The organism is Erythrobacter sp. (assembly GCF_011765465.1).
Lineage (GTDB): Bacteria > Pseudomonadota > Alphaproteobacteria > Sphingomonadales > Sphingomonadaceae > Erythrobacter.
On sequence record NZ_CP050265.1, the window covers coordinates 367,538 to 379,947 of the forward strand.

At 68.8% G+C, this 12,410-nt stretch carries 12 protein-coding genes; 3 read left to right on the forward strand and 9 right to left on the reverse strand.

Annotated elements, in window-relative coordinates:
• Window positions 1-4: 4 nt before the first annotated feature.
• From G9473_RS01710 to tsaD, 8 genes are all read right to left on the reverse strand, one after another.
• Window positions 5-1,234, reverse strand: a complete 1,230-nt coding sequence (locus G9473_RS01710; protein ID WP_291135366.1) for an acyl-CoA dehydrogenase — start codon at window positions 1,232-1,234, stop codon at window positions 5-7.
• A 65-nt stretch (window positions 1,235-1,299) separates the two neighbouring features.
• Window positions 1,300-1,623, reverse strand: a complete 324-nt coding sequence (locus G9473_RS01715; protein ID WP_291135368.1) for a phage tail protein — start codon at window positions 1,621-1,623, stop codon at window positions 1,300-1,302.
• A 69-nt stretch (window positions 1,624-1,692) separates the two neighbouring features.
• Complete coding sequence (locus G9473_RS01720; RefSeq protein WP_291135370.1) at window positions 1,693-2,052, reverse strand: response regulator; 360 nt, start codon at window positions 2,050-2,052, stop codon at window positions 1,693-1,695.
• A gap of 86 nt (window positions 2,053-2,138) precedes the next feature.
• On the reverse strand, window positions 2,139-2,801 hold the full coding sequence (locus G9473_RS01725; protein ID WP_291135372.1) for a hypothetical protein: 663 nt from the start codon (window positions 2,799-2,801) through the stop codon (window positions 2,139-2,141).
• A gap of 129 nt (window positions 2,802-2,930) precedes the next feature.
• The gene (locus G9473_RS01730) at window positions 2,931-4,601 is read right to left on the reverse strand and encodes a VWA domain-containing protein (protein WP_291135374.1); all 1,671 of its coding nucleotides are present in this window, start codon (window positions 4,599-4,601) and stop codon (window positions 2,931-2,933) included.
• Between the two features lie 109 nt (window positions 4,602-4,710).
• A complete protein-coding gene (locus tag G9473_RS01735) occupies window positions 4,711-6,264 on the reverse strand; it encodes a lipopolysaccharide biosynthesis protein (RefSeq protein ID WP_291135376.1) in 1,554 nt (517 codons plus the stop codon).
• Window positions 6,261-7,280 carry an NAD(P)H-dependent glycerol-3-phosphate dehydrogenase gene (locus tag G9473_RS01740; protein WP_291135378.1) on the reverse strand — a complete coding sequence of 340 codons (1,020 nt, stop codon included), beginning with the start codon at window positions 7,278-7,280 and terminating at the stop codon, window positions 6,261-6,263. Before G9473_RS01740 ends, G9473_RS01735 begins: the two co-directional genes overlap by 4 nt.
• The gene (tsaD, locus tag G9473_RS01745; protein WP_291135380.1) at window positions 7,277-8,356 is read right to left on the reverse strand and encodes a tRNA (adenosine(37)-N6)-threonylcarbamoyltransferase complex transferase subunit TsaD; all 1,080 of its coding nucleotides are present in this window, start codon (window positions 8,354-8,356) and stop codon (window positions 7,277-7,279) included. Before tsaD ends, G9473_RS01740 begins: the two co-directional genes overlap by 4 nt.
• 119 nt (window positions 8,357-8,475) lie before the next feature.
• Here tsaD and hemC point away from each other — a divergent pair, with 119 nt between their 5' ends.
• From hemC to G9473_RS01760, 3 genes are all read left to right on the forward strand, one after another.
• Entirely contained in the window at window positions 8,476-9,354 is an 879-nt protein-coding gene (gene hemC / locus G9473_RS01750) for a hydroxymethylbilane synthase (protein WP_291138165.1), read from the forward strand.
• Window positions 9,351-10,028 carry a uroporphyrinogen-III synthase gene (locus G9473_RS01755; RefSeq protein ID WP_291135382.1) on the forward strand — a complete coding sequence of 226 codons (678 nt, stop codon included), beginning with the start codon at window positions 9,351-9,353 and terminating at the stop codon, window positions 10,026-10,028. Before hemC ends, G9473_RS01755 begins: the two co-directional genes overlap by 4 nt.
• A 95-nt stretch (window positions 10,029-10,123) precedes the next feature.
• Window positions 10,124-11,077, forward strand: coding sequence for a hypothetical protein (locus G9473_RS01760; RefSeq protein WP_291135384.1), 954 nt, complete (start codon window positions 10,124-10,126; stop codon window positions 11,075-11,077).
• 3 nt (window positions 11,078-11,080) lie between these two features.
• Here the strand turns inward: G9473_RS01760 and G9473_RS01765 are convergent, their stop codons facing one another.
• Complete coding sequence (locus G9473_RS01765) at window positions 11,081-12,322, reverse strand: FAD-dependent monooxygenase (RefSeq protein ID WP_291135386.1); 1,242 nt, start codon at window positions 12,320-12,322, stop codon at window positions 11,081-11,083.
• Between the last annotated feature and the right edge of the window lie 88 nt (window positions 12,323-12,410).

Consider the following 12,410-nt stretch of genomic DNA (forward strand, 5'->3'; position numbering starts at 1 on the left):
CGTCTCAGGCAAAGGCCGCAATCCCCGTGATCGCGCGCCCGAGGATCAGCGCGTGGACATCATGCGTGCCTTCATAGGTGTTGACCGTCTCGAGGTTCACGGCGTGGCGGATGACCTGGTATTCCTCGGAAATGCCGTTGCCGCCGTGCATATCGCGCGCCATCCGGGCGATGTCCAAAGCCTTGCCGACATTATTGCGCTTCACGATCGAGATCATGTCGGGGCTGAAGCGGTGTTCGTCCATCAGCCGCCCGACGCGAAGGCTCGCCTGGAGGCCGAGCGCGATGTCGCTCATCATGTCCGCGAGCTTCTTCTGGAACAGCTGCGTCGCGGCCAGCGGCCGGCCGAACTGGTGCCGGTCGAGCCCGTATTGCCGCGCCGCGTGGAGGCAGAATTCCGCCGCTCCCATCGCGCCCCACGAAATGCCGTAGCGCGCGCGGTTGAGACAGCCGAACGGCCCTTTCAGCCCCTCGACATTGGGCAGGAGCGCATCGGCGGGCAGCTTCACCTCGTCCATCACGATCATGCCCGTGGTGGAGGCTCGCAGGGAAATCTTGCCCTCGATCTTGGGCGCGGAGAGGCCCTCCATGCCCTTTTCGAGGACGAATCCGCGGATCGCGCCGCCGTGTTCCTCGGACTTGGCCCAGACGACGAAGACGTCCGCGAAGGGCGAATTGGAAATCCAGGTCTTGGAGCCGGAGATGACGTAGCCGTCGCCGTTCTTCTTCGCGACCGTCTTCATGCCGGCGGGGTCGGAGCCCGCGTCGGGTTCGGTGAGGCCGAAGCAGCCGATCAGCTCGCCGCTGGCAAGGCCGGGGAGGTATTTGCGGCGCTGCTCCTCGGAGCCATAGGCGTAAATCGGGTGCATCACGAGGGAGGACTGGACGCTCGCCATCGAGCGATAGCCCGAATCCACCCGCTCGATCTCGCGAGCGATCAGGCCATAGGCGACATAGGACGCGCCCGCGCCGCCGTATTCCTCGGGAATGGTCGCACCCAGCAGGCCCGCTTCACCCATCATCGGGAAAAGCTCGGGCGCGTCCACTTCATTGCGGAACGCCTCGATCACGCGCGGCTGGAGTGTCGATTGCGCGAAGCCGCGTGCGGCGTCGCGGATCATGCGCTCTTCTTCCGAAAGCTGGCTTTCGAGGTCGAAGGGGTCTTCCCAGTTGAAGGGGACGATGCCGCTTGCGGGCTTTTCGGGGGCCTGTTGGTCGGGGGCGGGGCCGTGCATCTGGTTACTCCTGAAACTTGTTTGCCTTTTCGCAGGTGTCGCCGCTCGCCGCAAGGGCGGGCGCGTCAGGAACGGGAAGGATAGATGCCCTGCGTGACGATGCAGAAGCGCACCTCGCGCCCGTCCCTGTCGTCCATGCCATCGAGATTGGGCAGCGCGAAGGTCGTGCGCCCGTCGCCGCCGTATTTCGTGCCGAGCAGCGAAAACAGCGCGGTGTTTGTCGAGATCTCCAGCAGCCGGCCGTCGGCGGGCAGCGTGCCGCGCGGGCAGAAATTGCCGGCGAAGACGAAAACTTCGGCGAGCATCCGGTCCTGCGCCTGCGCCGGGGCGGCTGGCAGGGCGGCAAGGCCGAGCGCCAGTGCGCTGGCCTTCACGATCGCGGTCTTCATGGCTTTCCCCTCATCTCGTGCCGCTTCGCCTTGGCGTGCGGCGGGGGAAAGATCAATCGCGCAGGCGCGTCAGGCGGCCGCCTCGAGCGCGTCGTTCACTGCCTCGATCACGTCGGCGGGCGGGCAGGGCTTTTCCAGCGTGCGCGCACCGGGAAAGCGCGCCGCGATTTCCTCGCGGCTGTGGAGCCCCGAATGGAAGATGATCGGCACGCCTTCGCTGGCGAGCTTTTCAGCGAATTCGAATACCATGCCATCATTCAGCTGGACGTCGAGAATGGCAAGGTCGGGCCGCTGTTTCTGGAAAGCGAACATCGCCGAGGAGATCCCGGCATGGGGACCTTCCACGCTATAGCCCGCTTCCTCGACCGTGTCGCGCAGGTCGAAGGCGACGATCATCTCGTCTTCGGCGACGAGAATATTCTGCGTCATTGGATGCCCTCCTGTCATTGCGTGCAAGTCTAACACGGATCGCCGCGCGATGCAGGAGGGGGTCAATACGTAGCCCCGCGTAAGGGTCAGGCGCCCCGGCCGAACCTGGCCTCGAAGGCGTCCTTGTCGCCTGAAACCAACAGCTTGGCCTGTTCGACCCACTGGTCGCGGCGGATGCGGCCCTGGAAGCGGCCAAGCTGAGCATCGATCCGGTCGATTTCCGCCTCGTCCCACTCGGCGATCTGCGCGAATCGGGTCACGCCGAGCTCGCCCAGCATGGTCGCGAGCTTGGGCCCGACTCCCTTGATGCGGGTCAGGTCATCGCTTTCGTCGCCAGCAGGAACGGGCGCGGGAGTCGGAGCAGGAGCAGGAGCAGGAGCCGGAGCAGGAGTAGGAGCCGGAGCGGGGGCGGGGGCGGACTCGGGTTCGGGCACGGGATCGCCCACCGTCGGCGCGACGCTCACGCCCGCTTCGGCATCGGCGCTTTCGCCCGCCGTCGCGATCCCGTGCGCGTTCGCCGTGGCCGAGGTCTCGCCAAGCGTCTTTTCGACTGCGCGCGGCGAATTGATCAGCGCTTCGTTCCGCCGCGGCTTTGGCGCGCCGTCGTCGAGAACGTCTCCCTTCTCGCGGTCCTCGGCACCGACGACCTTCGTCTTCTTGTTCGCGCGCATGAACAGCATGATCGCGATCACGAGGAAGACGAGGCCGATCAGGATCAGCGGCAAGGCGGAGGCAAAACTGTCGGACATGGTGCGGTGGTCTCTCCTGGTCGAACGGCGGAATCGCCGCGGGCCATGCCCTTAGCAGCGCAGACCCGTTCGCCCCAAGAGGGCTTCGCGCAAGCCGCCGTGATGTGCGCGGTGCGCCGAGCGTCCCGCTCAGCCGCCTTTCATCGCGTCGGCAAGCTCGGTGAGCTTGACGAATTCCTGCCGCCAGTAATCCTCGTGGCTCCCGGCAAGCGCGCGCGTGTCGGCGAAGGTGAAGCCGTTCATCAGCGTGTCGCCGCGCAGCAGCTGGCCGAAAGCGGCGACCGAGACGGCGAAGGCGAAGTCGTCCGCCGGCGCGCGGGCCGAATGGAAATCGTCGCTCATCACCACCGTGTCGATCAGTTTCGAGGTGTCGCCGTCGGGCAGCTTGTAGCGCAGCTTGACGTGCGCGGCCTCGGCCATGCGCAATTCCGCCTCGCTCGCGGGAGGGTCTTCGTAGCGCCGGGGGGCGATCCAGCCCTTCGCGCCGGTCGGCACGACTTCGTAGATCGCGGTGACCTGGTGGCCCGCGCCGATATCGCCCGCATCGACCGCGTCATTGTCGAAATCCTCTTCGCGCAAAACGCGGTTCTCGTAGCCGACGAGGCGATACTGGCCGATCACGGCGGGATTGAATTCGACCTGGATCTTCACGTCCTTGGCGATCGTGAAGAGGGTCGAACTCATCTCGTCGCCGAGCACCTTCTTCGCCTCGAGCGCGCTGTCGATATAGGCGTAATTGCCGTTCCCGTGATTGGCGATCTGCTCCATCATCGCTTCGTTGTAGTTGCCCGTGCCGAAGCCGAGCGTGGTCAGCGTGATGCCCGAATCGCGCTTCGCCTCGATCATCTCGACGAGGGCATCGCGGGTTCGCACACCGACGTTGAAATCGCCGTCGGTGGCGAGGATGACGCGGTTGACGCCGCCCTCGAGAAACGCGTCCTCGGCGATGTTGTAGGCAAGCTGCAGCCCCGCGCCGCCCGCGGTCGAGCCGCCTGCGGAGAGGCTGTCCAATGCGCGGCGGATTTTCGCAGTGTCGTTGGTCGGCTCGAGCACAAGGCCCGCCGCGCCCGCGTAGACGACGATCGAGACGCGGTCCTCTTCGCCCAGTTCGCCCGCTAGGCCCGCCAGCGCGGTCTTGACCAGCGGCAGCTTGTCGGGCGCGTTCATCGAGCCCGAGACGTCCATCAGGAAAACGAGGTTGGCAGGCGGTCGCTCGTCGCGGGCGATGTCATAGCCGCGCAGGCCGATCCGCATGAGGTAGCTGTCCTCGTTCCACGGCGTGCGCGCGACGTCGGTGGTGACGCTGAAGGGCACCTCGCGGCTTTCGGGTCGCGGATAATCGTAGCGGAAATAGTTGATCATCTCCTCGGTCCGCACGGCCGCCTTGGGCGGCATCATGCCGGTGGTGAGGAAACGGCGCGCATTGGCATAGGCGCCGGTGTCGACATCGACCGAGAAGGTCGAGACGGGCTCGGCCGAGACGAGCTTGACGGGCGAGACCTCCTCGCCCTCGTATTGCTCGCGCCCCGGGTCGGTCGCGACGCGGACCGGCGGGACATAGGCTTCGGCCCGTTCGCCGCGAAGGGCTCCGGTTCGATTGCGCGAGCCGGAAACAATCACCTGCTGGGGCGAATAGGCGGCCGACGGCGGGGGAGGCGGCGGAGGCGGAGGCGGCGGGGCTTCGGCGCGGCGGTCGGAGGAGGTGTCCCCGGTGCTCGCCATTTCGCCGCCCTGCTGCGCGGCGCAGCCCGCCAGCACCATGGCGAGCGCAAGACCGCCGGTGATCCGCCAATGTCGCATCCTGAATTCTCCCCGCTTGTGCATCCGCCCGCCATGAGGCCGCCGGGGCCGTGAATAACGACTGAACGTGCTGTAAGCGAGGTGAAATCTCCGCTCCAACCTGCTGGAATCAGGCCGCTTCGCCTTCCTTGGGCGGGGTGACGTTGCGGCGGAAGAGCACCTTGTCGTCCTCGTCGAAACCGCGCTTCCACACGACGAATCCATAGGTCGCGAGGATCGCCGGGATGCCGAAGACCAGTTCGATCCATTCGGGCAGGAGGGTGAAGGCGAAGCCCACAACCACGGCAGGCGCCGCCGCATGAACCAGCGCCCAGCGCCAGTTCGACACCGGCGCCTTGAGCAGCGTCTTGAGCACCATCGCCTTGACGAGGCTCGATGTCGCAAGCGCCAGCACCAGCGCGAGCGCCGCGCCCGCGGCCTTGAACCCCTCGTCGAGGCCGAGCGCGTTGCACGCCTCGATGAAACCGATGGTCAGCGCGCCCTGCAGCGCGATCACGCCGATGGAAATGGCGAGGTTCCGCTTCCTCGCGATATAGACCAGCACGCTTTCCGAGACGACCGCCATCGACGCGGCGACCTCGGCGGCGAGCAGCAGGGCGAGCGCGCCCGTACCCCCGACGATGGCCGGCCCGCCAAGGCCCATCACCGCCTCGCCCGGAATGCCGAGCGCGAGCGCGATGCCCGCCTGCAGCGCGATGATCCAGAAGCCGACCTGCCGCACCTGCGCTGCGATCGCGGCGAAATTGCCGGTCTTCAGGTTCTTGGTGATGACGGGCGAGAGGATCGGCTCGAAACTGGTCTTGAGCTTCTGCGGGAGGCTCGCGATCTGCTGGGCGAAGAAGTAGATGCCGACCGCCGCCGAGGAGGTGAACAGGCCGAGCAGGAAGACGTCGAGCAGCCGCGTGCCGCGCTCGATCACGTCGGCGCCGACCAGCGGCATCGCGCGGCTCGTCATCTTCGCGAGATAGCGCGGGCGCGGCCGCCAGCCTTTCGGCAGGCCGTAGGTGCGCAGGAAGGACCACAGGGCGGTCGCCAGCGCGGCATAGATCGAGGCGAGGAAGGCGAGTGCCAGCCCCGCTTCGCTGATCGCCGCGATGTAGAAGAAGCCGACCGCCGCGATCGAGCGCGTCCACGGCTCGACGATGGCGCGGGCGCGCACGGTGGTGGCGATGTCGTATTTATAGGCTTGCGCTGCAAGCAGGATCTCGGTCAGCGCGAAAGCGGGGATGCCTGCGATCATCCAGATGTCGAGATCGCTGTTCGTCCCGTTCGGGAACATCACCTCGGGAAACAGCAGCAGCACGCCGCAGATCGCCGCCGAGACGAGCAGCGAGGCGAACATCCCGTCGAACACGAGATTGACCGCGCTCGTACCCTCCTCGTCCGCGCCTTCGGTCAGCCGCTGGGCGAGGCCGCGTTTCTCCCCCAGCGCGCAGATCAGCGCGACGATCTCGACGATGACGAAGGCCGAGGCGAAGCGGCCCATGTCCTCGACCCCGTAGAGGCGGTAGCCGAGGAAGAGGAACGGGATGCCGCCCAGCGCGCGGATGACGAAGCCCAGCGTGTTGGTCCGCCCGCCCTTGGCGAGCGCCGCTATGTCGTCCGACCCCGAAACATCCGGCGTGGGGGAAGACGCGCGCTGGACGGGCGGCGTGTCGCTCACGGCCTGCGTTCCTGTTCGGACCGGAGCGGCCGGGCGAGCAGGGCGGCGACGACCTCGCGCGGCGGCTCGCCTTCGAGGATGGCGTTGACGGCGGCGACGATCGGCATGGCGATCCCGCGCTCTTCGGCCAGAGCGGCGAGGACGGGCGCGGTGAAGGCGCCTTCGGCGACCGTGGTGCGGTCGGCCATCAGGTCGGCGGCGCGCCCGCCTTCGCCCAGCGCCATGCCGAGCGAGAAATTGCGGCTGGAGGTGGAGGAACAGGTCAGCACGAGGTCGCCGAGGCCGCACAGGCCGGCAAGCGTTTCGGGCCGCGCGCCCAGCGCCTCGCCGAAGCGTAGCATTTCGGCATAGCCCCGCGCGATCAGCGCCGCGCGCGCGTTCTGGCCGAGCCCGAGCCCGTCGACCAGCCCGCAGGCAATGGCGAGGACGTTCTTGATCGCCCCGCCGATTTCCGCGCCGGTCACGTCGTCCGAGTAATAGGGCCGGAAGGTCGGGCGCGCGATCGCGGGCATCAGCCGCTCCCACTGCGCCTCGCCGCCCGAGCAGGCGAGCGTGATCGCGGTCGGCAGTCCGGCGGCGACCTCGTGCGCGAAGGTCGGGCCTGACAGGACCGCGATTTCGCTTGCCGGACAGGCTTCGCGCGCGACGTCGTTCATCAGGCGTCCGGTCCCCGCCTCGATGCCTTTCGAGCACAGGACAAGGTCGCGCGGCGCCTCGGCAAGCCCGGACAGCACCTTGCCCAGAACCTGCGCGGGCGTGACGGCGAGGACGATGTCGATGCCCGCGAGGTCGCCAAGTTCGCCCGTGGCGCGGATTGTCGGGGAAAGCTCCGCTCCTTTGAGAAACATCGGGTTGGCGTGCGTCTCGTTGATCGCCTCGACCACCTCGGCCTCGTAGGCCCACAGCAGCACCTCGCGCCCGTCGCTCGCGACCAGTTGGGCTAGCGCCGTGCCCCATGCGCCCGCACCGATGACGGCGATTTGGGCTCGCTCATCCTGAGCCTGTCCAAAGGTCATGCCTTCACTCCCGCGCCCCGCACCGCCTCGGCTTCCGGGTCGAGCGGCCAGCGCGGCCGCGCCTTGATATCGAGCGGGTCGCCCGCGCCCGCGTCGAGCGCCAGCCGCTCGCAGCCGGCCCAGGCGATCATCGCCGCGTTGTCGGTGCACAGCGCGAGCGGCGGGGCGACGAAGCGCATCGCATGGCGCGCGGCGAGTTCCTCCAGCGCGGCGCGCACCGACCGGTTCGCCGCGACCCCGCCCGCCACGACCAGCGCGGGCAAAGGCCCGCTGCGGCCAAGCGAATGTTCGAGCCTGTCGGTCAGGCAGTCCACAGCCGCCTGCTGGAACGCGGCGGCGATGTCGGCGGGGGCGTGTTCGCCGCTTTCATGCGCGCGCAGCACCGCGCTTTTCAGCCCGGCGAAGGAGAAATGCGGTTCTTTCGAGCCCGCGAGAGGGCGGGGCAGGCGCAGCTTCGACGCATCGCCCTCGCGCGCGAGCCGCTCCACAGCCGGGCCTCCGGGATAGCCCAGCCCGAGGATCTTCGCGGTCTTGTCGAAAGCCTCGCCCAGCGCATCGTCGATGGTGGTGGCAAGGCGGCGGTAGCGGCCCACGCCTTCGACCGCGAGGATCTGGCAATGCCCGCCCGAAACCAGCAGCAGGAGATAGGGGAAGGCGAGCCCCGCATCGGCCAGCCGCGGGGACAGCGCGTGGCCTTCGAGGTGGTTCACCGCGAGCAACGGCTTATCCGCCGCCATGGCAAGCGCCTTGGCGCTGACGAGGCCGACCATCACCCCGCCGATCAGCCCCGGCCCGGCGGTCGCGGCGATGGCATCGACATCCTCCAGCGACATCCCCGCCTCGGCCAGCACATTGCCCACCATCGGAGCAACCCGGTCGGCATGGGCGCGCGCGGCGATTTCGGGCACGACGCCGCCATAGGGCGCGTGCTCGGCCTCCTGGCTGGCGATCCGCTGGGCGAGGATCGTGCGGTCGGCGGCGACCAGCGCCACGGCGGTTTCGTCGCAGCTCGATTCGATGCCCAATACGAGCGGGCGAGCGGGCGGGTGCGCCGGGATGGGGGAAGGGCGGGTCATGGCGCTTCCACTTAAGCCTTGTCGGGGCTAGAGCAAGCGCAGCCATGAGCCATTCACCGCAAGACAGCGCCTCCGGCCCCTATCGCATCCGCCTCGGCACGCGCGAATCCCCGCTTGCCATGGCGCAGGCCCACGAAACCCGCGCGCGCCTGTGCGCCGCCCACGGCTGGGACGAAAGCGAGGTCGAGATCGTCCCCGTCGTCGCGAGCGGCGACAAGGTGCTCGACCGCCCCTTGGCCGAAATCGGCGGCAAGGCGCTGTGGACGAAAGAGCTCGACGCATGGCTCGGCGAAGGGCGGATCGATGCGGCGGTCCATTCGGCCAAGGACGTCGAGACGATCCGGCCTTCCGAATTCCACTTCGCCGCCTTCCTGCCGCGCGCGGACCGGCGCGACTGCCTCGTCGGAGCCGACAGCATCGCCGCGATCCCGCAGGGCGCGGTGGTGGGGACCAGCGCCCCGCGCCGCGCCTCGCAGCTCCTCAATCTGCGCCCCGATTGCAAGGTCGTGACCTTTCGCGGCAATGTCGCAACGCGGCTAAGCAAGCTCGATGCGGGCGAGGCCGACGTGACCTTCCTCGCCGCCGCCGGGCTCGAGCGGCTGGGGCAAAGCGCGGTCGGCCATGCGCTCGAGACCGGCGAATGGATACCCGCCGCCTCGCAGGGGGTGATCGCGATCGAATGCCGCGCCGATGCGCCCGAAGTCACCGCGCTGCTCGCCGCGATCGACCACGCGCCGACGCGCGCCGAACTCGAGGCCGAACGCGCGCTGCTCGCCGCGCTGGGCGGAACCTGCCATTCGCCGGTCGCGGTGCTGTGCGAAGCGCAAGGCGACACGCTCGCCATGCGCGCCGCGCTGTTCAGCCCGGACGGAAGCGAGCGGGTCGAGGGCACGGCAAGCTTCGCGCCCGGCGATCACGGCCCGGTCGCCGCGCTCGCCGACGACCTGCTCGGCCGCGCGTCTCCCGCCATTACCGAGCATTTCCGAACCACCGCATGACGCGCCGCGTGATCGCCGTGCGGCCCGAACCGGGGCTGGCAGCGACGCTCGCACGGGCGCGAGAAATGGGGCTGGAGGCCGAGGGCGAGGCGCTGTTCGAAGTCCGCCCGCGCGACTGGACCGCGCCCGATCCCGGCGCAATCGACGCCCTGCTGGTCGGTAGCGCCAATGCCTTCGCGCACGGCGGGGAGCAGCTTGCCCGGTTTACGGACAAGCCCGTTCACGCGGTCGGTGAAAAGACCGCAGAGGCTGCACGCGCGGCGGGGTTCGCGGTCGCCTCGACCGGAGCGGGCGGCTTGCAGAACGTCCTCGATGCGCTTCCGCCGCCCGCCCGCCTGCTGCGCGTCGCGGGGGCGAAGCACGTCCCGCTCGATGCGCCGCAGGGAATCTCGATCGCCACCGTCATCGCCTATGAAAGCGCGCCCCTGCCGCTGTCTGAAAGCCTTGCCGCGAGCCTTGGCGAAGGCGCGCTTGTCCTGCTCCATTCGGGCGAGGCGGCGCGCCATTTCGCCTCCGAATGCCGCAGGCTCGGGGTCGATCGGGCCGCGCTCGACCTTGCCGCGCTCGCCCCGCGCGTGGCCGAGGCGGCGGGCGAGGGCTGGCGCGCCGTCCATGTCGCGCCCGAGCCTTCGGACGCAGCGCTCCTCGAAATGGCGCATGGTCTGGTGACATGACATTTGCGAATGACAGGTGCATAGCTTGCATCAAACCTGCCCGGAGGCGCGATCCCGCGAAGGGACGCTGGCGCCGGGCGCAAGGAACGAAGTAGATGGAATCGAAATACGGGAGCCGCCGCAAGACCTCGCCGACCCGGAGCGTCCTCTGGGCGGGGCTGGCCGCTTTCATCCTCGGCGCGCTGCTGGCGGGCTATGTCGTGTGGTACAACATGGACGCCGCGCGCGAACGGCTCGCCGCGAGCCTGCCCGAAGCGGCCGCTTCGCCCGACAGTCCGCCTTCGCCTGCCGCCAGCCCGAGCGCGCTGCCGAGCGCGCCGCTTTCGCCCAGCCCGAGCCCGCTTGCCGAGGCGCTCGAAGGCGACGATGCCGAAAGCGCGGTCGAGGCGGTGACTCGCGTGGCCGAGCAACAGGGCGGGATCGAACAACGGATCGCTGCGGCCGAACAGCGCCTCACCCGGCTCGACCTGCAGGCACAGGCGGCGGCCGGGAATGCGGCGCGGGCCGAGGCGCTGCTGATCGCCTTCGCCACCCGCCGCCTGATCGAGCGCGGGGACGAACTCGGCTACCTTGCCGACCAGTTGCGGCTGCGCTTCGGCGACGAGCGGCCCAATGCGGTCAACACGATCATCACCTTCTCGCGCCGCGAACAGCCGATCCGGCTCGACACGCTGGTCGCCCGGCTGGATGGTCTGGGGCCGCAATTGCGCGAGAGCGAGGAAGGCCCGTCGTGGGAGCGGTTCAAGCGCGAATTGTCGCAGCTTTTCGTGATCCGGCGGGAAAGCACGCCGTCGCCGCAGCCCTCGCGGCGGCTCGAACGGGCGCGCTGGGCGCTCGAGCAGGGGCGGATCGACAGCGCGATCGAGGAAGTGCGCGGGATGCCGGGCGCGGCCGCCGCCGAGGCGTGGATCGAGGATGCCGAAAGGTATCGCGACGTGATGATCGCGCTCGAAAACATCGAAAGCGCCGCCGTGCTCGACCAGCGCGGCCTGCGCGATCGCGAGGGCAACCTTGTCAACCAGCCGAGCCCGGTCGGCGGGGGCGAGTAGCTCTCAGGCGCGCAATAATTCGGGCAGATCGCCCGAGACGCCGCGCGCCTCGTCCATGAAGAAGGTCTTGAGCACGGGCGTGCGCTGGACCGCCGACATACCGAGCCGCCGCACCGCCGAGGCGGTCTTGCCGGGCACGCCGAACAGGCGGGTGAGCCCGTCGGTCGCGAGCGCCACCATGAAACTGTCGAGCCCGCGCCAGTTCTCGTAGCGCTTGAGCAGCTGCGGATCGCCCGGATCGAGGCCGATTTCGGCCCCATCGGCCAGCACCTCGACCAGCGCCCCGACGTCGCGCAGGCCGAGATTGAGCCCCTGTCCCGCGATCGGGTGGATGCCATGCGCGGCATCGCCTACCAGCGCCAGCCGCTCGTCGGTGATCTTGGCCGTGTGGTGGAAGCCCAGCGGCCAGCTCGACCTTTGCCCGACCGACAGCACCTTGCCGAGCACGCCGCCCATGCGCTTTTCGACCTCGGCGAGGAAGGCGCGGTCGCCCAGCTTCATCACGCCCTTGCCGTCCTCTTCCGACACGGTCCACACCAGCGAGGAGCGGTGCGTCCCGTCCGCTTGCGTCTTCATCGGCAGCAGCGCGAAGGGGCCGGCGGGGTAGAAGATCTCCCACGCGACGTTGTCATGCGGCTTTTCGTGGGTGAGCCCGGCGATGATCGCGCGGTGGTGGTAGTCCCACTTGGCGATGGTGATGCCCGCAGCCTCGCGCGTGGGCGAGCCGCGCCCTTCGGCGGCGACCATCAGCCGGCCCTTGAGCTTGCGCCCGTCGGCGAGGCTCGCGGCGACGCCAAATTCGCTGCGCTCGCGCGTCGTCACCTCGGCCTTGGCGACCCAATTCACAAGCGGCTCGGCGGCGGCGGCTTCGAACAGGGCGAGGCGAAGGCGGCGGTTGGGGAACATCCGCCCCAGCGTGCCTTCGTGCGGTTCGGGCTGGAAATCGAGCCTTCCGGGCTTGTTCTGGTCGGTCACCGCGATGCTCGCGATGTCGCAGGCGAATTCCTCGAGCCCGTCTGCGATGCCGATATTGGCGAACAGGTGCCACGACGCGGTCGAGATCGCGGTCGCGCGGTCGTCGAAGCCCTCGGCGGTGAGTTCCGCCGGGTCGGCGCGGTCGACGACATGGCTCGAAAGCCCCTTCTTCGCCGCCGCGAGGGCGAGCGTCATGCCGACGAGCCCTCCGCCCAGGATCAGGAGGTCGCGGGTTTCGTCATCGGCGCTCATCGTCTCGTCACCTGCCATCGGGTTTGTGTTTGGCGGGCACGCATCCTATCTCGCCCGCACTGACCCCGGCATCTAGGGGTTTCAGGCGTATAGAGGCAAGATTGTT

What these genes read in the sequence shown, in the direction of transcription:
- G9473_RS01710 (WP_291135366.1), bottom strand. Translation starts at nt 1,234, where the DNA reads ATGCACGGCCCCGCCCCCGACCAACAGGCCCCCGAAAAGCCCGCAAGC.
- G9473_RS01715 (WP_291135368.1), bottom strand. Translation starts at nt 1,623, where the DNA reads ATGAAGACCGCGATCGTGAAGGCCAGCGCACTGGCGCTCGGCCTTGCC.
- G9473_RS01720 (WP_291135370.1), bottom strand. Translation starts at nt 2,052, where the DNA reads ATGACGCAGAATATTCTCGTCGCCGAAGACGAGATGATCGTCGCCTTC.
- G9473_RS01725 (WP_291135372.1), bottom strand. Translation starts at nt 2,801, where the DNA reads ATGTCCGACAGTTTTGCCTCCGCCTTGCCGCTGATCCTGATCGGCCTC.
- G9473_RS01730 (WP_291135374.1), bottom strand. Translation starts at nt 4,601, where the DNA reads ATGCGACATTGGCGGATCACCGGCGGTCTTGCGCTCGCCATGGTGCTG.
- G9473_RS01740 (WP_291135378.1), bottom strand. Translation starts at nt 7,280, where the DNA reads ATGACCTTTGGACAGGCTCAGGATGAGCGAGCCCAAATCGCCGTCATC.
- tsaD (WP_291135380.1), bottom strand. Translation starts at nt 8,356, where the DNA reads ATGACCCGCCCTTCCCCCATCCCGGCGCACCCGCCCGCTCGCCCGCTC.
- hemC (WP_291138165.1), top strand. Translation starts at nt 8,476, where the DNA reads ATGGCGCAGGCCCACGAAACCCGCGCGCGCCTGTGCGCCGCCCACGGC.
- G9473_RS01755 (WP_291135382.1), top strand. Translation starts at nt 9,351, where the DNA reads ATGACGCGCCGCGTGATCGCCGTGCGGCCCGAACCGGGGCTGGCAGCG.
- G9473_RS01760 (WP_291135384.1), top strand. Translation starts at nt 10,124, where the DNA reads ATGGAATCGAAATACGGGAGCCGCCGCAAGACCTCGCCGACCCGGAGC.
- G9473_RS01765 (WP_291135386.1), bottom strand. Translation starts at nt 12,322, where the DNA reads ATGGCAGGTGACGAGACGATGAGCGCCGATGACGAAACCCGCGACCTC.